The sequence below is a fragment of the Bradyrhizobium sp. Rc2d genome (assembly GCF_900099855.1).
GTDB lineage: Bacteria > Pseudomonadota > Alphaproteobacteria > Rhizobiales > Xanthobacteraceae > Bradyrhizobium.
This window is the reverse complement of the sequence record NZ_FNCU01000078.1, coordinates 1-22,053: the sequence shown is the minus strand read 5'-3', so window position 1 is coordinate 22,053 and position 22,053 is coordinate 1. Positions and strand designations below refer to the sequence as shown.

Sequence of the window (22,053 nt, the reverse complement as noted above, 5' to 3'; positions counted from 1 at the left end):
GCGCTGCTGGCGCTGATGATATGCAACGTCATGACGAATGACCCCGCGTCGCAAAAGATACCTCCTCTGGCGAGCCATCTCGCGCAGAGGAGGTATCCGTGATCTTGAAGAGCTCTTCAGGATCGCATTAAATCTCGAAAAGCTTCCGCGGTGTTTTTGTGAATACTTCGGCGCCAGATTCCGTCACTCGGAATGTCTCGCCAATGACGTAGCCGAACTCTTCGTCAACCCAATTGCCCAGCATCATATGGAACGTCATGTTGGGCTTCAACTCCGTCATGTCGCCATCTCTGAGGCTTGCGGTCTGCTCAAGCCAGTTGATGCCGATGGAGTAGCCGCAGCGCGATTCCTTCTTGAAGCCGTGTTTCTCGAGAGTGCGATAGAAGACATTGGCCACGTCGCTGCAGGTGACGCCGGGGCGCACGTTGGCCAGCGCAGCCTCGAGGCCCTCGACCTCACCCTCGTGAATACGACGCAGGCGCTCCGACGGCTTGCCGATGCAGAAGGTGCGCATTCCCCCGACGACATAATGGTGCCGCTTGCCCCCGAGTTCGAGGTTGATCTGCGAGCCGTCGCGCAAGGTGCCATCCGTCCACTGGACATGGGGCGTGCCGGTGAGCGGCGAAGCGCACATGTAGAAGTTCTGGATGTCAGATCCGGCTTTACCGTTCACGCCGCGCACCAGCGCTCCGATGATCTCAGCAGCCGCATCGGCCTCACGCACATCGGGGCGAATCACTTCAGCCGCGCGCGCGAACGCCTTATCCGTGATTGCGGCCGCTTCACGCATGATGGCGATTTCCAAATCGGACTTGACGATGCGAATCCAGTCGATCAGGCCCGTACCGTCTACAAATCGCGCCTTCGGCAGGCGCTTCTTGAATTTATCGACAGCTAGCGGCGGCAGCGTGCTTTGCTCAAGCCCCACGCCGCGACTTGCAAGACCAAAGTCATTCAGCAAGTCAATCACCACGTCGTACCCATCCGCGCGAGGGTTGCCAATGAGGTCTTCCGAATAGGCGATGACACTGCCGGGTTCAAGGAAGGTTTGATAATGCGCCGACGGCGCATCCATCTTGCGCAGAATGAGTGTCGGCTCCTCCTTTTGAAGCGACACAACCAGTGCTTGGGGTATGACCGTCGCCTTGCCGGTGTGACCCGTGAGATAGGTCAGGTTCGCGGCGTCATGCACGATCAACGCATCGATTTCGCGCCGCGCCATCTCCGATTTCACTGCCGCGAGCCTGCGTATATATTCAGATCGCGGAAAAGGCTGCGGTAATTTGCTGACGGTCATCGGCTCAACTCCAGGGACTTGATACGTTGAGGGAAGGTTCAAATACGAATGCTGGCCGGCTGCCGAGCCGCCTCTGAGATTGAAACTCGTGTGAGGTTAAGCCTTCCGTCGGCCAAGGGACATGATAGTTGCATATTCAATGCCAGCTTTTACGTCGCAATCACGATTGAGTAAGCCGTAAACCTGCGCAATGCTCCCCTTGTCCGCCCATTTTGCGCCCGTAGCACGCTCTTCGTCTGGCTGATACTCGTCTTGCACGGTACCTATTGACGGTCGCACCCATTGCAGCCTGTGCGCAGGGGACTCTGGTCATCAGTGAGTTCGCGATATGCTCCACGCCCTCTGGAAGGGGCGTCCTGCCGAGCATTTCTGAGAAGGAGGCAACCAGGGAAGCTGTCCGAGGAGCAGGCATGCTGAGATCCACGGGATGGCGGGAACGGATAGTGAAATGCCGCGAAATGCCGCTCCACACCCCGGATAGCAATATTTCATCGCGCGGCCCTCTGGGGAGGTCAGGCAAAGTGGGGCGGTGCGTTATCGACGCATGCCCACTCTTGCGGTAGGTAAACAGCGCCCTTTGTTCTGCCCACTTCAGATGATCGAGCTCGTTCGACCGGCCGACAGCGATCACGCGCCGAGAAAGTCCACGAAGCAGAAGAGTTCGAATGAGGTTTATGAGGATCTTCGGAACAACTAGCCAAATCGCTCGAAGAGCGGCAAGGCGTTGGCGCGTCAAATGCAAAGCGCTTGGTGGGACTTCGTCGGAACGGTCTACTTGGGTCGATCTGTCTTGCCGATTGCGCATCGAAAATCTCTATCGGGCCTATTCCCGACCAACGTCCTATTTCAAGATGTGGAATGTGCGGGAGATCTGAGCCAGCGCGCACCTGGCCCAGGGGCAACGCCATTCGCAACGACGTACCTTGTCGCTGATCGGCTCCGCCATATCGTGGATAGCCGGCGCAGGCGCGTGGGTTCCTCGCAGCTGGCGTTTCGGCGAGTTGAACGTTGCCGAAGCCTAACGAACGTGTTTCCCCGCGCAAAAGGTGCAGGCAGCGCTGGGTGCGAAGTTTTACGACCTTCTGAGGCATGGTTGCACCATGAACTTCGGAACTGAAAATGCGATCATCGCCTTGGTGGCGCCGCGTTGATCATGCCGCATGACGTGCTTGATCGGGATGGAGGCCTGCGTAGGCGCCCATCATGTCAGTCGCAAATCCAAAGGCTTGGCCACGATGCGCGCCTGATGCCAGCGAAATAGGTGCGCCCCTATTCGAAGGGACAGAAGAATGACTTTCGAGATCCGGAAGTCATCGCCGAGGCTGTCCAACGCCCGACCATGAAGTCCGTAGCGACCAAGACCGCCGATCAACTCGACCTTCAGGCGTTGCACCGCATCCGCGATCGATTGGTCGGTCAATGCACCGGCGTCATCAATCAAATCCGTGCGTTCCTGCTCGAGCGGGTCATTGCCGTGCGCCATGGCCTGCATTCCCTGCCGTCCGAGTTGCCGGGGCATCCTCGCGACCCGCACCGATGTGCTCTCGCCTCGCATGTTGCGCATCTTCGAGGATCTGGCGGGAGACTGGTGGCGGCTGGATGCGCGTATCGAGGGCCTATTGAGCGATATTGAAACGCCGGCCCGTCAAGATAAGTCCTGCGAGCGGCTGATGACGGTGCCCGGCGTTGGCCCGCTCATCTCGATAGCGAGATCCTGGGCCATATCTTTGAGCGCGTGGTTGCGGCCTGCATGGCCGCGGGCCTCGTCAGAGCGAAGGGTTCGCGGTGGACGCGAGTGTGATGGGGGCCAATGCCAGCCGCTATCACGGCAAAGCGCCGGATGAGCTGGACTCGACCGTGGGCAACGTCAGAAGCATGCCGTAGCCGAGTATCTTGCGGGATTGAGGCCGAGGCGCAGGTCCAGCAAGGCGGGGATCGCTGCCGTGGCGGTTATCGCGCACGCCCGATCGCGAGCCGCCGAAGGTAATCTCACCTTCCGTTCCGTCCTCGGCGTGGACGGCGAAAGCCAACAAGCGCGTGCATTTCGGGTACGCGCTGAACTATCTCATCGACGTCGAGCTCGCAGTCTTTGTCGACGTTAAACCAACGCCCGCACGCACCTATGACGAGGTCGACTCCAAAAGCAGGATGCTCGACCGAACCGAGGGTCGTTTTGGTTTGAAGCCGAAGCGGCTTGCTGCCGATGCCGCTTACGGAACGGGCCGTCTCCTCGGCTGGCTAGTTGGGGATCGCTCCACATATTCCCGTTCGCGACGCAAGCGAGCGCGATGACGGCACATTTTCACGCAGTGATTTCCGCTGGGATAAGCGGCGCGGCGTCTACATTTGTCCAAAGTGCTGCGCACCACTGGCACCGTGCCCGACGGCAACATGCTCCGCTACCGCGCCTCCAAATTCGACTGCGATCCCTGTGCGCTGAAGATGCGATGCTGTCCGAATATGGCTGCCCCACAGGTACCCTATGATGTCCACGAAGATGCCCGCGATATGGGGAGCGTCCATGATTTCGACCTGGAGCGGCTCGACCAGTGCCGCTGTCACAACCTGCTTGCTGCCAGGTCGTCCCTGGGCCGATCGCGTTGGCATGCGACGCACAGGGCCGGCCAAATGCGGCGCCTTATTTGTTCTTCAACTTCTTCTCTGGCTGGCCTCCAACGATCCGCGTGGGCATGAGCCTGCGCGAAGGCGGGGCGAAGGACAGCTTGACGAAGATCCAGTTACCGGGGAATTGATCAATAGGGTGCCCGCGAACTGGCCGACGCCATGGCGCGGACAGAAGGCATAGGCAACCATGTGCCGATCAGCGGCGAAGCAACATCAGTGCCGCCGCAACAGCAATGTCATTTCAATACTGGCCAGATCTGCCAAATAGCCCCAGCCCCCGAGGGCGATTCCGCGAATGTGGCTGTCTATAAGCCCCACGGCGACCCGGCGAGGCGCAGAAAGCTGCACGCCAATTATTCAACAAGGTCAGCTTCGTGTTACGATTGTCTTCTTCGCGAGGGCAAGCACGAACATCATGGCCTGTTCAGCGACCGCGATCGGATTTGTACCGCGGACGTGGTGACCTTCAATCCTCGCCGCTTCGCTGCTGCGAGCACGCCCATCTTCGGCAGGTCGTCGACGCCTGAGTGCAGCCAGCAAAAGATCTTGAGCTTTTCGGCGATCCTCAGGATCTGTTAAAACTGAAGCCGATGAAGGCATCCGCGTCCGCAGCCAAGCCTGCGATGTCCGAACTGCAGTCGAATCGGGAGAAATAGCCGCCCTGTGGCGCCACCACCTCGGTGCCGACAGGCAGGGCTGCCCGAATCCGGTCGACTTCATCAGACGTGGCGTGCCGAAGACAAACAACCTTCATGCGGATTTCGCTCTATTCTAGTGAGTGCGAGATTCGTCGCTACGGGCGATGAACTGGGCTTCAGAAAATCCTTTGCCAGAGATACTTTCGGCGGGTGCGCGTACATGACACGCAACGACTCGACCGTCCGCCAGCGGTACCAACGGCGGCACTTTGACGCGGCAGCGCTCAACAGCAAGCGGGCAGCGCGGATGAAATGCGCACCCGCTCGGTGGGTCGATCGGGCTGGGCACCTCGCCCTCGATGGGCACCTCGAGCCTCAACCGCGTGGGATCGGCAACCGGAGCTGCCGCGATGAGTGCCTCCGTGTACGGGTGGACCGGCTTAGCGAAGAGCTGCTCACATTGGGCTAGTTCGACGATCCGGCCGAGATACATGACCGCTACACGATGCCCGATGTGCTCCACGACGCTGAGGTCGTGCGAGATGAAGATTAAGGCGATGCCCATCTGCTGTTGCAGATCCATAAAAAGATTGAGGATCTGCGCCCGAACCGAAACGTCGAGAGCGGAGACCGCCTCGTCGGCTACGATGAGCGCCGGATTGGGCGCAAGCGCGCGCGCGATGCCGAGCCGCTGTCGTTGACCGCCGGACATTTCGGACGGAAGCCTGTGCATCATCTCAGGCGACATTCCAACCTTTCGCAGCAGGTCCGCTGCGAGCGCATGACGCTGCCTCCAGTCGAGGCGCTCGAAATTCTCAACGGGTTCGGTGATGATTTGCCCCGCGGTGAGGCGAGGATTTAACGACGAATACGGGTCCTGGAAGACCATCTGCATGCGGCGGCGTGATGCGCGTAACGCCTCACTCTTCAGGGTTGTGATATCGATGCCATCGATCATCATGCGTCCGCCAGTTGGGTCCACCAGTCGCATCAGCAGGCGCGCCACCGTCGACTTGCCGCAGCCGGACTCGCCGACGATGCACAGAGTTTCGCCTGGCTCTACGGAAAACGAAACGTCTTCCACGGCGCGCACCGCGCCGAAGTGCTTGGTGAGGTTCTCAACGCTCAGCAATGGACGGCTCATACTGCGATCACCTCTTCTGCACGCCAGCAAGCTGCGGCATGGCCTGGAGCGAGCTCGCGTAGCTCGGGCGACTTCGCGCGGCAGATGTCGATCGCGTGCGGACAGCGAGGCGCAAAGCTGCACCCGACGATCGGTTCGCGCAGGCTCGGCACAATGCCCGGGATTTCCGGAAGCCTGCGCATCCGGCCGCGACGCCGGTCGGGCAGAGAGCGCATGAGGCCTTGGGTGTAGGGATGGGCGGGGTGGGCAAACAATTCCCTGACGCTCGCTTGCTCCACGACCCGGCCCGCATACATGACAATGACACGCTGGCAGGTTTCGGCGACAACGGCGAGGTCGTGCGTGATGAACAGGACTGCTGTTCCCGTCCGCTCTTTCAGGTCGACAATCAGTCGCAGTATCTGCGCCTGGATGGTGACATCGAGCGCTGTCGTCGGCTCGTCGGCGATCAGGAGTTCCGGAGAGCAGGCGAGCGCCATGGCAATCATCGCGCGCTGGCGCATGCCTCCCGACATTTCATGCGGATAGTTGTTCAGGCGGCGCTCGGGGTCGGCAATCCGCACCAAGCGAAGCATCTCCAGAGCCCTGCCAAAGGCATCCGAGCGGGATGCGCGCGTGTGGATGCGAACGGCTTCAGCGATTTGAGCGCCGACAGTATGAACCGGGCTCAAGCTCGTCATGGGCTCCTGGAAGATCATGGCGATTCGGTCGCCGCGGATCTTCCGCATTTCCCGTTCCGACAGCTTGAGCAGGTCATGTCCATGAAAGCAGATCTCGCCGCCTACGGTCTTCGCCGTCAGTTTTGGCAGCAAGCGAAGGATGGAAAGCGCGGTGACGCTTTTTCCGCAGCCGGACTCGCCGACAACCGCGAGCGTTTCGCCCTTGGCTACCCGGAAGCTCACGCCTCCTACGGCTCGCGTCACGCTCTCCTCGCCGTAAAAGTGCGTCTCCAGGTCCCGAACTTCGAGGAGCACGTCTCGTTCTGGTGTCTTGGTCGAATTCATTCACTGCCTACGCTTGGTACGGGGATCAAAGAGGTCGCGCAGACCATCGCCGAGCAAGTTGGCGGCGAGTACGGTACAGGCAAGGAAAATTCCGGGGCCGAAAATCGTCAACGGGGCGATGCCGAGATACAAGCGGTTGCTCGCGATCATGTTGCCCCAGCTCGGAATTTCGGGTGGGACGCCGGCGCCCAAGAAGCTGAGCCCCGCCTCGATCAGGATCGCACTGGCGCAGACGTTCGCGCTTTGCACCATCAGCGGTGCGATGGCGCTTGGAAGAATATGCCGCCAGAGCACTTTCCGCGTGCGCGCACCGCCGCAGACCGCCGCCTCCACATAGGCACGCTCGCGAACGCTCAAGACGATCGAGCGAACCAGGCGCGTGACGCTCGGCATCTGGGGAACGGTGATCGCGACGATGAGGATGCCGATGCTGGAGCCCGTGAGCGAGACCAGCGCGATGGCCAGCAGAATCGCCGGAATCGACATGAGGGCGTCCATGAACCTCATGACGAGGCTGTCGAAGGTACGATTGTAGCCCGCGACGACGCCGATGAAAAGACCTCCCGCAGCCGCGCCCGCGGCCGATAGCAGGCCGACCAGCAGCGAGATCCGTGCACCGAATACGGTTCGCGCAAACACGTCGCGCCCGAGGTCGTCACGGCCAAACCACGCTTCCGCGGACGGGGGCTGAAGGCGCTTGAGCGGGTCCATGGTCGACGGATCGGCGGCAATGAGCGGCGCGGCGATCGCCATGAGCATCAGGAAAACTAGCATGCCGCCTCCGACCAGGACCAGTGGGTGCCGTCTGACAAAGCGCAAGAGATTGGATCGCCGCGGCAGGCTAGCGGGGGCGAATGTAGGGGTGTCGGGGACAAAAGCCATTTCAGTACCGAATACGTGGATCGATGATCGTGTAAAGCAGATCGACGCCGAGGTTGATCAGGACGTAAATGCCGGAAACCACGATGAGCACGCTCTGGATGACAGGATAGTCGCGGCTGGTGATCGCATCAACGACCAGGCGCCCGATCCCCGGAATGTTGAACACCGTTTCGGTGACGACGACCCCGCCGACCATGTGGGCGAAACTCATTCCGATCACGGTCAGGATCGGCACGCCGGCATTTTTCAGGGCATGATGAAAGAGCATGGCGTACGGCGACGCGCCTTTTGCGGCGGCCGTCCGCATGTAGTCCTCCGACAGGACTTCGAGCATGCTTGCGCGTGCGACGCGGGCGAAGTACGCGATGTAGGCAATGCTCATCGTCAGCGTGGGCAGAATCAGCTGTTTGAGCCAGGGCCCCACACCATGTTCAAACGGCACATAGCCTTGCACCGGGAGCCAACGCAACCCGATGGCCAGAAAATACACGAGCAGATATCCGACGACGAACACAGGGACCGAAAAGCCGACCGCCGAAAAGACGGTAAGCAGACGGTCGACGAGTCCACTGGATCGCCAGGCCGCAAACACGCCGAACGAGACGCCGAAGGTCACCGAAACCGCCATTGTTAGGATCGAAAGCGAAAGGGTGGGCTCTAACCGCTGCGACATTAGCTCGAGAACGGGCCGGCCCGCAAAGATCGAAACGCCGAAATTGCCGCGGGCCACGTCCTGAACCCACTTCATGAATTGCACCGGCATGGGCTCATTCAAACCCATGCGCTCGCGAATGTTTTCGATCATCTGCTGCGGGGCGTTGGGCCCCGCAATGACGTCGGCCGGGTCTCCCGGTGCGAGCCTGAGAAGCAGGAAAACGAAAACCCCAACAATGACCATCACACCGACAGCCGATATAATTCTGCGACTGACGTAACCGCCTAGCATGACCGTGCCTTAATCCTTCTTGCAAATCCACATCTTGCAAGAATCACGCTCGCCGTATGGGCGGCAGCAGATACGGTTCGCACCTGCAACCCTGCGGTTAGCCTCGTCTTAATGAGGTCTCGTGCGGAAGCCACTTTTGTCTCCTTGCTCTTGTACCGGCTGTGTCCGGCTAATGGGTGTAACTACAAGCATCATATTATGCTACCGCCGGGTCGCATGCGCTTTTGGCGCTAGCGAGCCCTTCGATGCGGAAAAGCTCCGGGGCGTCAATGTGAGGTCAGCGGCTCGAGTGCCGTAAGAGGCCGGCGCCGCCGGATCGGGCTTAGCTCAGCACTAACCCTGGTGCCCAGTCGCGTAGCATTTCGCCCCAAGCGAGCATCTCTGGATTGGTGACGAAGTTGTGACCCGAACTGCCGGAAAAAGGATGCGATGAAAAGCGCGCCACCACAAGCTCTCTGTCCGTGACCCCCGCGCGCCTCGAACGCATCCAGCTCGCTCGGCACCCACCACATGGCTCAATGCGATGCGGCGTCAGGCCTTCTGCAAGTTCCACATCTTCACGTACTCGCTCCGTCCGGCGAGCAGGCCCGTCAGCGACTTGCGGCGCGCGACCGGTTGAACGGATTCTCCCAGGTACGGAGTTCCGGCGTGGTCCCACCACGCTTGCTGCAGCTTGCGCGCCAGAGCCTTGCGCTCTTCCACCGACTTGGCATCCGGCCATTGCGCGCGGAGTGCTTCGTATTTGTCGTCCTTTGGCCAGCCGATCCAGGCCTTGTCGCCGTTCATCAAGGTCAAGTCGTTGCCAACCAGATCATCGAAAGAGCCTGCACCCCACGGTCCCATGATCATGCTCCAGCCGCCCTCCGCGACGGGCGTCTTGAGGGCGCGGCGTTTGACCATGGCGCTGCGGTCGCCCGGAGCCAGCTCGACGTTCATGCCGATGCCGCGCAAAAGTTGTGCCGTCAGCTCGACGCAGTTGCTGCTTTGCTTGTTGTCCGTCGACTGCAGGATCACGACCTTCTCGCCGGCATAACCAGCTTCCTTGAGCAGCCGCTTGGCAGCTTCCGGATCGCCATCCTTCTTGTACCACCCCGTGTTTTCGTTGTTCGTGTATATCGATCCCGAGCCGAACATGGAGAGGATGTTCGCGCGGCTGTACTTGGGGTTGCCGATCGCCGCCTGCATGTACGCTTCCTGGTTCACGAGGTGAAGCAGGGCCTGGCGAACCTTCACGTTGTCAAAGGGCTTTTGCAGGCAATTCACGCGAATGAACCAGATGAAGCCGGCCGTGTTCTCAAGCTCTAGCGTCAGATCGGGGTTGCCTTCGATCACCGGGAAAAGATCGATCGGCGGGTTTTGCAAGTAATCGATCTCGCCGGCAGTGAGGGCTGAAACGGCGGTCTGCAGGTCCGGCATGGAATCCCACACGACACGATCGACCTTGACGGCCTTGCCGCCGGCGGAGAAGTCCGCCGCCTCCTTGCGCGCAACATAGTTCGGGTTGCGGTCGTAGGTGAAGCTCTGGCCCGGCCGGGCAAGCGCCTCGTTGAACTTGAAAGGGCCCGAGCCAATATAAGCCTTCACCTGTTCGTTCGGAGGGAGGCTCGCATCTTTCTCACGCATCATGAAAAGCGGAGCACCCGACTCCGAGGCGAGGATGTCAAGGACTAGCCCCAGCGGCTCTTTCAGCGCGATCGTGAAGGTCTTTTCGTCCTTTTTCGAGATGTCCCGGGCCCGCTCGAGCAGCAGTTGACCGGAAGGATTGTTCTGGGCCCAGCGGCGGATGGAAGCCACACAGTCCGCTGCCGTGACGCGCGCGCCGTCGTGCCATCCCAAACCGTCGCGCAGTTCGAACGTGTACGTCTTCTTGTCGCTGGAGACATCCCAGTTGCCGACCATTTGCATCTGCGGAACGCCCTTGGAGTCAAGCCCGAAGAGCGTGTCGTAGATCGCGTAGGCGTGGTCTTGTGTCGAGTTGGAGGTCGTGAAGACCGGGTCGTACGACACGAGCTGATAAGCCTTGACCATGCGTACTGTCCGGGCTGCAGATGGTGCTGCCGGTTGGGCCCGCACGACCGCCGGCATCGCGGCTGCCGCTCCGGCGGCCAGACCCGCCTTGATGATGTCACGTCGAGATGTCATGTTGACTCCTTAGGGGTGAGATCAAATCAAAATCTACGGGTGTCTTGTGCTCGGCAGCCCACTTGCACTCGATCAGTGTACTTGAAGCTCTTTCCTTCCCTGTGTCGATGACTATATGGACAGCAAGAAGTCGATTTGTGCATTGAGGCCCGCTGTCGCGCCTGGTTTCTGCGTTTGAGTCGCGCTTTTCGGCGAATTCCGCCTCGTCGGTAGCCCCAGTCTTGATCATCATTGTTGGTTTTGCTTTCAGTCAGCCCGCGCGGCGCGGAGGCGGCGGTCTCGTGGCCGGGCGGATCGGTTCGCCTCGCGACGGACTTGCTGCTCGAACGCAAGTGCTGATATCGGCTCTGGCTTGCCGTCGATCCGGCAATGGGGCCGAGTCGTGTTCGGACAGCAGCTTCTCAATGGTGGCCGTCCTTGCACGGTCGATGCAGAAACGCCAGCGTGAAGCTGCCCTGTCGAGTGCGCTGCTTTTCGCGGCGCAAAGAGCGCAGTCACCTCATCGTAAGGCAAGCTCGAAGCCTCAGCCAGCGATTCTTCGTGTTTTCGTGGAGCGTTTCACCAACCCGTGTGCGTAACCTAAGCAACTGGGCGATGAAGTCCGGCGCGTGGGATCTCGCACAGGGACTCGACGGCGCGCAAACTGCCGATCTCGGGCCCGGCAAACATCACGGCTAACTCGTGAACCAGCCCATGCGCGGCGTGGTCGGAGCGCGATGGACCGGCCGCGAGTTTTGCTGGCGCCATGCGCCGAACGAATACGCGGCCATCGAATTCCATGACGATCTCGATGACCGCCGCTGGAAGCCGGATTTCACGTGGACCATTCCCTAAGACATGCGCAGCGGCTCCTACACGTTTCATCTGACCTGCGCTGATGGGGAAGATTGGCTGCCGTTCTATGTCCTCCAAAGACGGAAGGGTCCTTTCGCCTCGATCGGCTTCTTCGCGCCGACATTCACGTATCGGGCCTACGCAAACGACCGGCGCGGCCAAGCCGACGCGGCTTATCACAAGCGCGTGCGAGAGTGGGGCGCCTACCCGCACAACCCCGGACCAGCATCATGAATTCGGAGGCTCAACCTACAACCTTCATCGCGATGGACACGGCATAGCCTTCACAGCGCGGCGCCCACCGATCCTAACGATGAGGCCGAGCTTCGTTTTAATCAACGATCGGCGAGGGTCGGGTTTGCGGCACTATCCCACCGATTCGCATCTGCTGGCTTGACTGGAAGCAAAGGGCCTTTCATTCGACATCGTCACGCATGAAGATGTGGTACTTCTCGCGCCGTATGGATCTGTGCTGACGGGAACTCATCCCGAATACCACACTCTCAACACACTCGATGCGCTGCAGGCCTACACGGACAATGGAGGCAAGCTGATCTATCTCGGCGGCACCGGTTTCTATTGGAGGATCGCAAGTCGCAAAGAGGTTCAGCATTTCTTCGAGCTCAGGCGTGCCGAGTGTGGCCTGCGCCTGTGGGCGGCGGAGCCAGGGGAGTACTTTCACTCGCTCGACGGTCAGCTAGGTGGTCTGTGGAGGCGGCACCGACGCGCGCCGCAGATGCTCGTCGGCATCGGATTTGTGGCGCAAGGTGCGTTCGAAAGCACGCATTTTCGCGCCGCCTGCTCGCCTCCTATGAGGCCGCCAACGCATGGATCTTCGAAGGAGTGGACGAAGAAATTCAGGCATTATGGACTCTCCGGCGGAGGCGCTGCCGGCTGTGAATTCGATCATGTGGATGCCGAGCTTGGAACGCCGGCCAATGCTGTCATCCTCACGCGATCAGAGGGGGCACCGGCGTCTTTAATCGCTGAATGACGAGTGCATCGTCTTCAGCATGAAAGCCGCGGTGCTCACGGTCATCGGCAAGCCGGCTACGCGGAAATCATCTTTGACCGTCAGTGGAAGACCAAGTAATGGTGCTCGCCGCGGCGGCCAATCTCTGTGTCGGCCTTCGCGGGGCCTCACGGGCGCGGTCAAGGTCACGAACCACGACCGCATTTATCTTCGTCTCGAGTGCCTCGAAAGTCGCACCGTCGACTAGCTCTCGGGATGAGATTTGGTCGAACGCAAGTGCGCCGACAAGTTCTGTGGCAGTGAGATAAGCATCTCGCTTCACGGTCGAACCACCCGGTGAGCCCGCCGCGCGAGATCTCAACGCCCGTTACTATGCCTTCACGAATTGACCGCCGCGCTTGCAGATCAGTGCGGCATTTGGCCTCCTGGGAGGCGTTCGGGGCCGTCACATGTGCAGCTTGGACAAGCAGCACGCCGTACCGGTAGCGTTCGGAGATATTCGGCTCGAGCTTCCGTAGAGCGTCCTCGTCGAGCTCGATGTGCTTGATGCCCAGGCGGTGCCGCAAATCTCAGGCCCGCGAGGAAGTCGGCCTTGTTGCGATAGAGCAGCAGGCCCTTCTGCTCGACCCGAAGACTCACGCCGGCCTCTGTGGCAACGCTGCGATGGTCCTGCACGGCGGTACAGCAAAGATCGAGTCACACGATCGTGTCCCTTGATGCGCTCCCAGCTGCGAACCGGCCACAAGATATCAGACGACCAGGTCGAATGATGCCGGCCACGCGCCAACGCATGAGGTCGATCGTCCAAGAGCGCCGCCATTTCGGCTACCGCGCCTGCATGTTTTACTCAAGCGGGAGAACTATCTGATCAACCACAAGAAACTGTTCCGGCCATACTGGGAAGAAAGGCTCGTGGCGAGTCGCCGTGGCGGCCGCGAGCGGGCAGAACTGCGGATCGTGATGTGAACCCGAGGCACTAGGCCTCTACCAGCAATCATGGAGAATCCTATGCACGTCGTTCGATACCGGCCAACACTGTCGTCCACGGCCTTAGTTGCGGCGCACGCCACGGAGGCAGACCATGGATCTCGACCTGATACGCAAAATCGGTCTCCGCGCCCCCCAAAGCTCGAGACCGGCCAGAGACTTCACTGATCCTAACGGCTCTAGGCTTCCGTGTGCGCGCGCCAATCAACCGGGAATACGGCAGTAAACGTCTTCGCCTTCTCGCCTTGGTATTTCAGTGGGGTTCCGTTGGGCAGCCGGATTACATCGCCGAACTTTCCTTCAATGACGCGACTATAGTTATCGCCTGTGAGAATCCTCAACGTTCCATCAACAACGATGGTTACCTGATCGTAATGCGCCGTCCACTCGATGTTGGTACCGTCATAGGTATGCATTGTAGCACCTATGGTCTTGCTGTTGTCTGGAGTGAGCAGCTTGCCTCTGGAGCCGTAACCGCCAGCCTCGGGAAACATTTGCTCATAGACGATGTCCTGCCTTCTAATATGGAGAACTTCAGGAACGACCATTTCCTTCGGCACGGCCTCAGTCCGCGTCTGCCAATCGACGGGATATAAAGCGGTAAACGTTTTCGCCTTTTCCCCTTGGTACTTCAGCGGGGTTCCGTTAGGCAGCCAAATGACGTCGCCGAAAGTCGCTTCAATCACGCGACTGTAGTCATCGCCTGTGAGGATCCTCAACATTCCATCAAGAACGATGGTCACCTGGTCGTAATGTGTCGTCCACTCGATCGTGCAACCATCATACGTATGCATCGAAGCGCCAATGGTCTTGCTGTTAGCTGGAGTGAGCAGCCTAGACCTAGCCCCATAGCCGCCCGCCTCGGGAAATATTTGCTCATAAACCATGTCGCGGCTCTTGAAGTGGAGCACTTCGGTCGTCGCTGCATTCATCATGTTGTCCTTATCTAGTTGGCCCCGGGGCCAGAGCGTCCGATGTTCTCGATGTGGCCCGCTCGGTTGGGCGGGCCATTTATCGGCGAATAGCGTTAGAATTTTCGCACGAACGGCTTCTCCTCGCCGGGTATATGGTAGATGCATGCCTTAGGCCATTCACCAATACGACTGTTGGCCATCACATACCGGACATCGGTCTGACCTATATTACGGTAATCGACGCCCATGCCATTGGGAATGAAGAGAGTATCGTACTTCCCGGGTTGAAAATACTGGAGCTCATCGGGATTGGGGCCCACGCCGACTTCCATCTGGCCCTCGAGCAGAAAGAACACGAACTCCAAATTGTCCGCGATATGGAAGGGCCTCGCCTGCCCGACAGGCAGGTAGTACGTCAAGAATCTAAAATTCACGCCCTGAATAGTCGGTCCAACAGACGTGCCATGCCAACCGAGCTTGACGACGTCGGGCGCATTTGGGGCGCGCCAATTCAGACCTCGCTCAGCCCAAGGGATGAGAATCGGCTGATCTTTCCCCTCGATTTGCGTCTCTAATTCTTTCACTTCAATTGCCTCCTTGATCTTGTCAGGGCAGCTTCCAGGGACCGCCCGGGTATTCGGGCTTTTCGCACCAATGAAGTCGCATTAACTTCGAGGACATCTTCGCGATCACGCTCCACAACCAGAAAGCAGTGCCTAGCGCTCGAGCACGAACAGAACAGATTCTCAGACAACGAAGACGATGTTATCGTGATTGTGGCGCGCTTTCGGTTCACATGGTTATAATGGCGCGCGCACGCATAGTTACAGCGAAGATTGACGCTAGAGCGCAGAAAATCCTGCGCAATGAGGATGTCTCGTAGAGTTTTGCAGCCGAGCAATTCATGCGAAGGCAAGTACCCTCGCGTAAGCTCAAGCGAACTAAATTTAATAGGCGACAGACTCAGAGGCCAGCGTGACGCAGGCCATGCCTCGCTCGTCGGAGCTATGCCTGAATCTGGGTGACGGAGCCGATCAGGCGGCGTGGCTTCGCGGATCGGAACGACCTCGATGCCGTCGGCGAAGCTGACGCCGGCGATGATCTTCGGCAACTGGTTTGTGCCGTTCAATCGACGCCAGGTTTTCGAGGCTGCATCGATCAGCTTGAACAACATCAGCCCGTCGGTGGCGACAACGATCCCTTGGTCCGAACCGTCCAGTGTCGCACTGTGGCGAACACGCTTTCGATAGGATTGGTAGTTCGCAAGTGGACCCGGTGCTCAGCAGGAAAGTCATTGAACGCCAGCAGATCCTCGCGTCCTTGACCAGGCAATCGACGCCGCGCGCTTATCTGGCACCGTATTTTTTGGCGGAGACTTCGAGTGCAAGCTCTGCGGCAGCCCGGCTCGGCGTCATAGAGATGTCCTGCAGCGCCTTCTTCGTGCCGCTCTGCACGGAGCTCGGAACCTTGTTGAGCACGTTGACGGTCTAGTGCTGCCAGCAGCGCTGCCGCCGCGTGCCGGGGAAGACTTCGTCCAGCGCCTTCCAGAAGCCGAGTGCGCCATCGCCGACCGCCAGTTCAAGCGCGACCTGTAGTCCGCACCGGCGAAGGTCGATCCGAAGCTCGCGCCAGCTCTGCGCGCTCTCGCGCCGACCTGGAAGCCGATCAGCTCCTTCTTGCCCTCGGGCGTCGGGCCGATCAAAACCAGCATGCATTCGCTGTGGTCGTCCATCCGGGCCTACAGGAAGATGCCGTCGGCCCAGACGTAGACATAGCGCCGCACCGCCAGACCGCGCTTCTGCCAGCACTTATACGCGTCCAGCCATTGCGCCTTCAGGCCTGAGATCACCGATAGCGACAGGTTCAGCGCATCCTCGCCGAGCAGCGCCGAGAGCGCTTCCTGGAAATCGCGCGCTCGAGATGCCGCGCAGATCGAGGATTGGCAGAAGGGCATCCAGGCTCTTCGTCCGCCGCCCCACAAGGGTAGGATCGCCGAGGTGAAGCAGATTAGATCAGCTCCGGTCGCACCACGGTCTCTGACCTTGGGCCGCGCGATCTCGACGGGGCCGATCCCCCGTGGCAATCTTAATCATCGTCGAGCGCGAGATGCCCCTGGTTGCGAAGTTTGGAGAAGGTCCCGATTGGCGAGGATATGTCGAGGCGGCTTGACGTGACACCGGCGAAGTTCCTCCTGATCGTCGCGCGCCGCCAAAATTCGTCTACCGCAACCGCGATGCGTGCTTCAGGCACCGGCACCCGTCCATCTGATCGAGAGCGGCATTTCGACCGAAGCACTTCTCGCCCAGATCGCGGTGGCCAAATATGCCGACGGGCTGCCGCTCTACCGGCAGGAAGCGATCTACGCGCGTGGCGACGTCGATCTCGACCGGTCGTTGGTGGGGCAATGGACGGGTAAGGTCGGCTTCGAATTGCAGCGCTGCCCGATTATGTGCTGGAGAAGATAAAGCAGGGCGAACGGATCTTCGGCGACGTGACAACCTTGCCAACGCTTGGTCCCGGATCCGGCAAGACGCAATAGGCCTGGCTGTGGGCCTATGCGCGCGACGACCGGCCATTTGGCGGCATCGGTCCACCGATGGTCGCTTATCGCTTTGAGGACAGTCGGGGCGGTGAATGCGTCGAGTGGCATCTGGTGGGTTTTACCGGAACCCTGCAGGTCGACGGCTATGCCGCCTACCATCAGTTCGCCAAGTCACCGGGTGCCAATGAGGGCGTGACGCTGGCAGTGCTTTGCCCACGTCAGGAGACGGTTCTAAGAACTTCACGTGAACGAGAGCTCGCGCCTGGCGACCCGCACCGTCACCACCATGGCCGGACTGTGGGAGATCGAGGACGACATCCGCGGCCAGGATCCTGAGATGCGGGTGAAAGCGCGCCAGGAAAAGTCCGCCGCAATCGTCGCGGCTCTTCGATTTGTGGGACAAGGAGCTGCCGCGCCTGTCAGGCAAATCCAAACCCGCCGAGGCGATTCGCTATGCCACATCCAGACGCACCGTTCTGGAGCGATTTCTAAGCGACGACCGTATCGAGATCGCCTCCAACAGCATCGAGTGGGCAATCCGGCCGCAAACCATCACAACAAAAATGCGCTCCTTGCGCGCAGCCATGGTGGCGGCCGGACCTGGGCGACCATTGCCAAGCTTCTGCAGACCACGAAGATGAACGATGTCGATCCGCACGCCTGGCTCACGCAAACTCTCGAACGGATCGCGCAGAGCTGGCCGATCTCTCGGGTCGATGCTCTCGTGCCATGGCACTTCAAAGCCTGAACGGCCTCAGGTTGGCTTACGAAAAAGTCACTTGGCGGCAGCCATCGGCCTGGCCCTGATCGAGACGGATGGCGGGTCCTCTTCGCCCGCACCACCGATCTCGACCAGAAACTCCAGGTTGCGAGGCGCGAATTCAACCCAAGGCCGCCATCAACCGCCTCGATCGCTCCGATCTGCCGATCCTCGATCTTCACGAAGGATCAGGCCGAGACCAGCGTACTCTTCGAGCTCATCAGCGCGCGCTGCGAACGGCGCTCGATGCTGATCACGGCAAATCAGCCTTTCGGCGAATGGAACTTCCCGGAGCCGATGACTTCATGATGCCTCCTTCTTCGAGCGCTCGGTATGTCGCACCCGGTTGCGAAGCTGACGATTTGTTCGTCTGAGAGTTCGACCTGCCACGGCTGGCCCTTAGCTAACTGATGGCCTGCCAACAATCCGCGCGCGCTCGCCTAAAGTCTAGACTTCTATTCGATGAGAAGCGCTTCCTTGAAGCTTAAGGCGCTGGCGCGCATGGCAGCCGAACGATCGCGCGACATCTTCTGGAGCACAACTGCGTATCCTCCCCCTTGTATTTGGCATTGGATGTTAGTTGCAGATTGCCTTCCGAGTGCGCGCCTTTTTAAAATCGCTGTCACAAAGCCATCAATCCGAGGCGGACTAAACATGCTTCATTCGTGCCTACCACGCCGAAATCCGGCGTCGCCAAGGGAAATAAGCTTAAAGCAAGCGGTCGAACCTGCCATGGTGGGCTGCGATTTGTAGGCGTATCGCTGCCGGTAAACAGGGAGTAGTACGTCCGACACTTGAGATGCTGGAAATCAAAATGCTGAGCAAAGCGTACGTGCCAATCCGACCGAGCGTCGGGCGGTCGCCCCGGCAGATAGTGCAGGCCCGAAGTAAACCGTATATGAACAATGAATGGCCGTCACTGCGCCCTTGAATCGCCAGTCCTGGATGCTGAAGTTGACGATGAACCTCGCCACCTCGCCGTCGAAGGCAACTTCGATCACATGCCGGAGACTGGCAGCCGGCCTCGCCACGCAGCGCGCCGGCGTCGTACAAGAAAGGCTGAACGGAGCCACCCTTCTGCAGGTGTTTAACACATCTTCGCACTCTCACACAACGAGATCCACTTGGAGCGCAATATGAATGTCAGCGAAATAGGGAAGGCCTTTCCGCGGAGCGAATACATTCGCAGGCTCGCCGCAGTAAAGTCCGAAATGGAGCGACGCGAAGTCGATGCAATAATCATAAACAACCCGACGGACCTAGCGTATCTGACGGGACACACCCAAGGACATACTTTTTCAGCACAAGGGCTAGTTGTATCTTTGAAAGAAGAAGAGCCTACATTTATCCTACGTCAGATGGATGCGATGGCCGCTATTCACAAAGTATTCCTACGTCGCGAGAACATAGTCGGGTATTCCGAAGCATTTATCGCCAACCCTAATGCAGATGGATACGATGTTGTTATCGACTGCATAGAAAAGATCGGCCTTTCATCCGGCCGCTTGGGTCTGGGATTGAGCACTTTACCAGTCGAAAAATTCAGGTCCCGGCTTCCCAACGCGAAGATGGTAGATGTCGCAAACCTAGTAAGTTGGGTTCGAATCGTTAAGTCTGAGCTTGAGATATCTGTAATGCGCGAAGCCGCGGCGATCACCGATGCGGCAATCGCCAAAGCCGCTGAAGTGATTCGAGCTGGTGTGCGTGAGGCTGATGCAGCGGCCGAGATTATAGCAACTCTAATCCGCGGCGCTAATGGCAAACCCGGAACTGATATCCAAAATTTTTTCCTGTGCGCCTCGCCTCGCACCGGCACGGGCCATATTTCGTGGACGGACGATATCCTTCGCGATGGTTCTCAAGTTAATCTTGAACTTGGTGGCAAGCGCCATGGCTACTGCGTGGCGATCATGCGCACTTTTTCGATAGGTACGCCATCTGATCGCTTACTTCGTATACATGAGGCCGAGGTGGCCGGCTTAGAGGCTGCGCTAAGTAAAGTTCGACCGGGCGCGACATGCAGCGATGTGGCAAAAGCTTTCTATAGGACGATCGAGAAGCGGGGCTTCAGAAAGGAGTCGCGCTGTGGTTACTCCATCGGCATCAATTGGTTTGAGCCAACAGCAATGCTGAAGGAAGACGACCTGACCGAATTGCGGCCCAACATGACTTTTCATCTAATGCTCGGCAATTGGATTGAAGAAGATTTTGGATACGTCATTGGAGAGACATTTCGAGTGACCGAGACGGGGTTCGAAGTATTCACCAAAACGCCACGCAAACTGTTCGAGATCTGACTCGGCCTCGCAGTTCCTTTCATTTGACGGCAACGGGGTCGGCGTTAAAAAGTTTGCTCCGGCTCGCGGATTTGCCCGGATGGCGGTGGTAGCGACGGGAGCTGGTGCGGAGCTATCGGCATAGCGCAGCGGCCAGATCCCGTCGCGGGTTGCGGTCAAGGCGTACTCCGATGGAGTTATCCATCCGAGTTGCGAGTGACGTCTCGTATCATTGTAGTCGGCGGCCGTGTCCGAGTTCGATCCTTGCCTGGGCCAGCCAGGTGAATAGCGTCTCGTTCAGCAATTCGTCTCGGAGACGGCCATTGAAGCTTTCGATGAAGGCATTCTGCGTCGGCTTGCCGGGCGCGATATAATGCCAGGCGACGCGGCTCTGATCGGCCCATGTCCGGATGGCGTCGCTGGTCAATTCGGTGCCGTTGTCGCTGACCACAATTTTGGGCTTGCCGCGCTCGATGATCAGCCGTTCCAGCTTCCGAGCCCGACAGCGAGGTGTCGGCCATCAACGCCAGGCACTCGCGCGTGCACTCGTCGACACGGTCAGAATGGGGAAGCGGCGGGCGTCACTATTTCTTTCCCAGGAGGTCCTTCAACGCCGCATTGTCTAGCTTGGCGTCGGCCAAAAGCCGCTTCAGCCGCGGCCTCAGCCGCTTGGTCTATGAGACCTCCATCCCGCCGAACTTGGCTCTCCATTTGTAGATGCTGGCGTCGTCGACGCCGTGCTTCCGGCACAAATCGGCAACCGGCACGCCAGCCTCGTGCTCCTTCAAAATCCCGATGATCTGCTTCTGTATTCGGTCTGCTTCTGTCAATCCCTTAAGAGCGCGTGCCGCGGGTACCTTGCTTCTGTTCGTGGTCGGCAAAGCCGCCACACGATGGGATTCGGTTGAATGGTCGGTTCAAGCTCTTCGGCGTAGTCAGCCGCCCGGAGGGCGGACGCCACGACAGATCATACGAACTCGACCATCCCCACGCCTCGCGACGGGCGTCTCTTGGGATGGCGATGGCGTCCTTACGCCACCGCCGTCCATCGGAATTCGGTTCCATCAACCCACATTCGGTGAAGGACGACGGCCATCTTTTTGGCCAGCGCGACGTTCGCACGCTTGCTTCATTGCTGGTGGGCAACACGCACCGCCCAGGCCTTCATCGGAGACCATCGGATTGATGGCCTGAGAACAACGTTGGCAGCTTCGAACAGCGCTGTGCGCGTCTCTCCATCTCCGACTTTTGTGATCCGTCCCACCGGTCAACCTCGCCAGATTGGTATCGCCGGGGCGTCAACCCGAGATAGGCGCCGACGGATAGGAATCGCCTAGGATCGTCCACAGTGGAGCGGAAGGTCAACGCAGAGACCGGGCCGATCCCCGGCATCGTCATCAAGAGCCGACAAGCCCCGGGTCACTGCGCACGGCTTTCAGAACCAGACGATGCAGTCGGGCGTACTCCTGAATCAGCGCTTCGCGTCCGGCAAGCAGCGGATTCATGATCGCCTCCAGCAAGGCGTCATCGCCGACCAACTCACGAACTCGCGTCGCGAACAGAGTCCGCGAGACGACTCCGACTTTGAGACCGAGCGGACGCAGAAGTCCGCGGATGACTTGCTCTGCGGCAGCGATGGAGCGGATGACATGCTTGCGAGGACAGCAGCCAGCGTCGGTGCCCTTTGGCTGCCGATGCTCTTGACGCGAACAGGCTTGAACCATCCCGTTCTCACTGCGGATTCCGATGATCGCGCGCAGCTATTCCAATCTGATGCCGCGCAGCATTCCAATCTGATCGCGCGCATGTGAAGCCCCCGATCGTTAAAGGCAATTGGCACTATCGGGAGCCCGTGGTCAAGCGGCGGCCGAAGAGATCACGTCTGATGTCACTCGATGGAGCGAAGCTGACTGGACGCGCACCCCCAACAGTGCCGTAGCGGCCGGTCAGCTTCGCGGGCTGCAGTCCCGGTCTTCATCTGGCCGACGATGTAATCAAGGCCGAGGAAGAACCGGCGGGCGACGCATGGAGTCACCGTTCAGTTCGAGCCTGTGAGCATTGTGAAGCAACCGATCAAGTATGGCATCAG

At 59.4% G+C, this 22,053-nt stretch carries 17 protein-coding genes and 6 pseudogenes; 9 read left to right on the top strand and 14 right to left on the bottom strand.

Annotation, left to right across the window (positions count from 1 at the left end; genetic code table 11):
• Window positions 1-127: 127 nt before the first annotated feature.
• Window positions 128-1,297, bottom strand: a complete 1,170-nt coding sequence (locus BLV07_RS43680; RefSeq protein WP_091898829.1) for a M24 family metallopeptidase — start codon at window positions 1,295-1,297, stop codon at window positions 128-130.
• Window positions 1,298-2,463: 1,166 nt separating this feature from the next.
• Here BLV07_RS43680 and BLV07_RS43675 point away from each other — a divergent pair.
• The 3 genes and pseudogenes from BLV07_RS43675 to BLV07_RS47160 all read left to right on the top strand — a co-directional run.
• Window positions 2,464-3,021: pseudogene (locus BLV07_RS43675) on the top strand (IS110 family RNA-guided transposase); the annotation flags it as partial.
• Window positions 3,022-3,235: 214 nt separating this feature from the next.
• Window positions 3,236-3,589: a transposase gene (locus BLV07_RS50570; RefSeq protein WP_143035713.1), complete on the top strand. Its 354-nt coding sequence runs from the start codon at window positions 3,236-3,238 to the stop codon at window positions 3,587-3,589.
• A gap of 492 nt (window positions 3,590-4,081) precedes the next feature.
• Window positions 4,082-4,501 carry a hypothetical protein gene (locus tag BLV07_RS47160; RefSeq protein WP_143035711.1) on the top strand — a complete coding sequence of 140 codons (420 nt, stop codon included), beginning with the start codon at window positions 4,082-4,084 and terminating at the stop codon, window positions 4,499-4,501.
• On the opposite strand, the gene BLV07_RS43665 is transcribed toward BLV07_RS47160, so the two are convergent.
• The 6 genes from BLV07_RS43665 to BLV07_RS43640 all read right to left on the bottom strand — a co-directional run bounded on the left by BLV07_RS43665 (window position 4,488) and on the right by BLV07_RS43640 (window position 10,678).
• The gene (locus tag BLV07_RS43665) at window positions 4,488-4,676 is read right to left on the bottom strand and encodes a hypothetical protein (protein ID WP_091898824.1); all 189 of its coding nucleotides are present in this window, start codon (window positions 4,674-4,676) and stop codon (window positions 4,488-4,490) included. The two genes, BLV07_RS47160 and BLV07_RS43665, sit on opposite strands and share 14 nt — an antisense overlap.
• Window positions 4,677-4,693: 17 nt before the next feature.
• Window positions 4,694-5,704: an ABC transporter ATP-binding protein gene (locus BLV07_RS43660; RefSeq protein WP_091898822.1), complete on the bottom strand. Its 1,011-nt coding sequence runs from the start codon at window positions 5,702-5,704 to the stop codon at window positions 4,694-4,696.
• Entirely contained in the window at window positions 5,701-6,708 is a 1,008-nt protein-coding gene (locus tag BLV07_RS43655; protein ID WP_091898821.1) for an ABC transporter ATP-binding protein, read from the bottom strand. Before BLV07_RS43655 ends, BLV07_RS43660 begins: the two co-directional genes overlap by 4 nt.
• Window positions 6,709-7,590: an ABC transporter permease gene (locus BLV07_RS43650; protein WP_091898819.1), complete on the bottom strand. Its 882-nt coding sequence runs from the start codon at window positions 7,588-7,590 to the stop codon at window positions 6,709-6,711.
• A 1-nt stretch (window position 7,591) separates the two neighbouring features.
• The gene (locus BLV07_RS43645; RefSeq protein ID WP_091898817.1) at window positions 7,592-8,536 is read right to left on the bottom strand and encodes an ABC transporter permease; all 945 of its coding nucleotides are present in this window, start codon (window positions 8,534-8,536) and stop codon (window positions 7,592-7,594) included.
• 531 nt (window positions 8,537-9,067) lie between these two features.
• Window positions 9,068-10,678, bottom strand: a complete 1,611-nt coding sequence (locus tag BLV07_RS43640; protein WP_091898815.1) for an ABC transporter substrate-binding protein — start codon at window positions 10,676-10,678, stop codon at window positions 9,068-9,070.
• Between the two features lie 681 nt (window positions 10,679-11,359).
• Here BLV07_RS43640 and BLV07_RS48205 point away from each other — a divergent pair.
• From BLV07_RS48205 to BLV07_RS43620, 3 genes and pseudogenes are all read left to right on the top strand, one after another.
• Entirely contained in the window at window positions 11,360-11,512 is a 153-nt protein-coding gene (locus BLV07_RS48205; protein ID WP_176946151.1) for a N,N-dimethylformamidase beta subunit family domain-containing protein, read from the top strand.
• Window positions 11,513-11,909: 397 nt separating this feature from the next.
• Window positions 11,910-12,506, top strand: a complete 597-nt coding sequence (locus BLV07_RS43630; RefSeq protein ID WP_349525683.1) for a N,N-dimethylformamidase beta subunit family domain-containing protein — start codon at window positions 11,910-11,912, stop codon at window positions 12,504-12,506.
• 708 nt (window positions 12,507-13,214) lie between these two features.
• A pseudogene (locus BLV07_RS43620) lies at window positions 13,215-13,430 on the top strand (IS3 family transposase); the annotation flags it as partial.
• 221 nt (window positions 13,431-13,651) lie between these two features.
• On the opposite strand, the gene BLV07_RS43615 reads toward BLV07_RS43620, so the two are convergent.
• The 3 genes and pseudogenes from BLV07_RS43615 to BLV07_RS43605 all read right to left on the bottom strand — a co-directional run.
• Entirely contained in the window at window positions 13,652-14,407 is a 756-nt protein-coding gene (locus tag BLV07_RS43615) for a EutQ-related cupin domain-containing protein (RefSeq protein WP_210187859.1), read from the bottom strand.
• Between the two features lie 92 nt (window positions 14,408-14,499).
• Window positions 14,500-14,970, bottom strand: coding sequence for a cupin domain-containing protein (locus tag BLV07_RS43610; RefSeq protein WP_091898805.1), 471 nt, complete (start codon window positions 14,968-14,970; stop codon window positions 14,500-14,502).
• Window positions 14,971-15,449: 479 nt separating this feature from the next.
• A pseudogene (locus BLV07_RS43605) lies at window positions 15,450-16,460 on the bottom strand (IS256 family transposase); the annotation flags it as partial.
• 54 nt (window positions 16,461-16,514) lie between these two features.
• Between BLV07_RS43605 and tnpC the strand changes: the two are divergent.
• The 3 genes and pseudogenes from tnpC to BLV07_RS43580 form a co-directional block, all read left to right on the top strand.
• Window positions 16,515-17,676, top strand: a pseudogene (gene tnpC, locus BLV07_RS49975) (IS66 family transposase); the annotation flags it as partial.
• A 120-nt stretch (window positions 17,677-17,796) separates the two neighbouring features.
• Window positions 17,797-17,997, top strand: a pseudogene (locus BLV07_RS48200) (ATP-binding protein); the annotation flags it as partial.
• An 827-nt stretch (window positions 17,998-18,824) separates the two neighbouring features.
• Window positions 18,825-19,985 carry a M24 family metallopeptidase gene (locus tag BLV07_RS43580; protein WP_091898797.1) on the top strand — a complete coding sequence of 387 codons (1,161 nt, stop codon included), beginning with the start codon at window positions 18,825-18,827 and terminating at the stop codon, window positions 19,983-19,985.
• A gap of 81 nt (window positions 19,986-20,066) precedes the next feature.
• On the opposite strand, the pseudogene BLV07_RS43575 reads toward BLV07_RS43580, so the two are convergent.
• The 4 genes and pseudogenes from BLV07_RS43575 to BLV07_RS47150 all read right to left on the bottom strand — a co-directional run.
• A pseudogene (locus tag BLV07_RS43575) lies at window positions 20,067-20,794 on the bottom strand (integrase core domain-containing protein); the annotation flags it as partial.
• Between the two features lie 334 nt (window positions 20,795-21,128).
• On the bottom strand, window positions 21,129-21,356 hold the full coding sequence (locus BLV07_RS49505) for a transposase (protein ID WP_244551433.1): 228 nt from the start codon (window positions 21,354-21,356) through the stop codon (window positions 21,129-21,131).
• 5 nt (window positions 21,357-21,361) lie between these two features.
• Window positions 21,362-21,688 (bottom strand): hypothetical protein, encoded by a 327-nt coding sequence (locus BLV07_RS49500; protein WP_244551428.1) that lies wholly within the window; start codon window positions 21,686-21,688, stop codon window positions 21,362-21,364.
• 270 nt (window positions 21,689-21,958) lie between these two features.
• Window positions 21,959-22,053: ATP-binding protein (locus BLV07_RS47150; RefSeq protein ID WP_244551432.1), on the bottom strand; the 95-nt coding region annotated here is incomplete at its 5' end.

Bases quoted from the DNA above. Each gene is read 5' to 3' on its own strand.
- BLV07_RS43680 (WP_091898829.1), bottom strand. From the start codon at position 1,297: ATGACCGTCAGCAAATTACCGCAGCCTTTTCCGCGATCTGAATATATA.
- BLV07_RS47160 (WP_143035711.1), top strand. From the start codon at position 4,082: ATGGCGCGGACAGAAGGCATAGGCAACCATGTGCCGATCAGCGGCGAA.
- BLV07_RS43665 (WP_091898824.1), bottom strand. From the start codon at position 4,676: ATGAAGGTTGTTTGTCTTCGGCACGCCACGTCTGATGAAGTCGACCGG.
- BLV07_RS43660 (WP_091898822.1), bottom strand. From the start codon at position 5,704: ATGAGCCGTCCATTGCTGAGCGTTGAGAACCTCACCAAGCACTTCGGC.
- BLV07_RS43655 (WP_091898821.1), bottom strand. From the start codon at position 6,708: ATGAATTCGACCAAGACACCAGAACGAGACGTGCTCCTCGAAGTTCGG.
- BLV07_RS43650 (WP_091898819.1), bottom strand. From the start codon at position 7,590: ATGGCTTTTGTCCCCGACACCCCTACATTCGCCCCCGCTAGCCTGCCG.
- BLV07_RS43645 (WP_091898817.1), bottom strand. From the start codon at position 8,536: ATGCTAGGCGGTTACGTCAGTCGCAGAATTATATCGGCTGTCGGTGTG.
- BLV07_RS43640 (WP_091898815.1), bottom strand. From the start codon at position 10,678: ATGACATCTCGACGTGACATCATCAAGGCGGGTCTGGCCGCCGGAGCG.
- BLV07_RS43615 (WP_210187859.1), bottom strand. From the start codon at position 14,407: ATGATGAATGCAGCGACGACCGAAGTGCTCCACTTCAAGAGCCGCGAC.
- BLV07_RS43580 (WP_091898797.1), top strand. From the start codon at position 18,825: ATGAATGTCAGCGAAATAGGGAAGGCCTTTCCGCGGAGCGAATACATT.
- BLV07_RS49505 (WP_244551433.1), bottom strand. From the start codon at position 21,356: ATGCCGGGGATCGGCCCGGTCTCTGCGTTGACCTTCCGCTCCACTGTG.
- BLV07_RS49500 (WP_244551428.1), bottom strand. From the start codon at position 21,688: ATGGTTCAAGCCTGTTCGCGTCAAGAGCATCGGCAGCCAAAGGGCACC.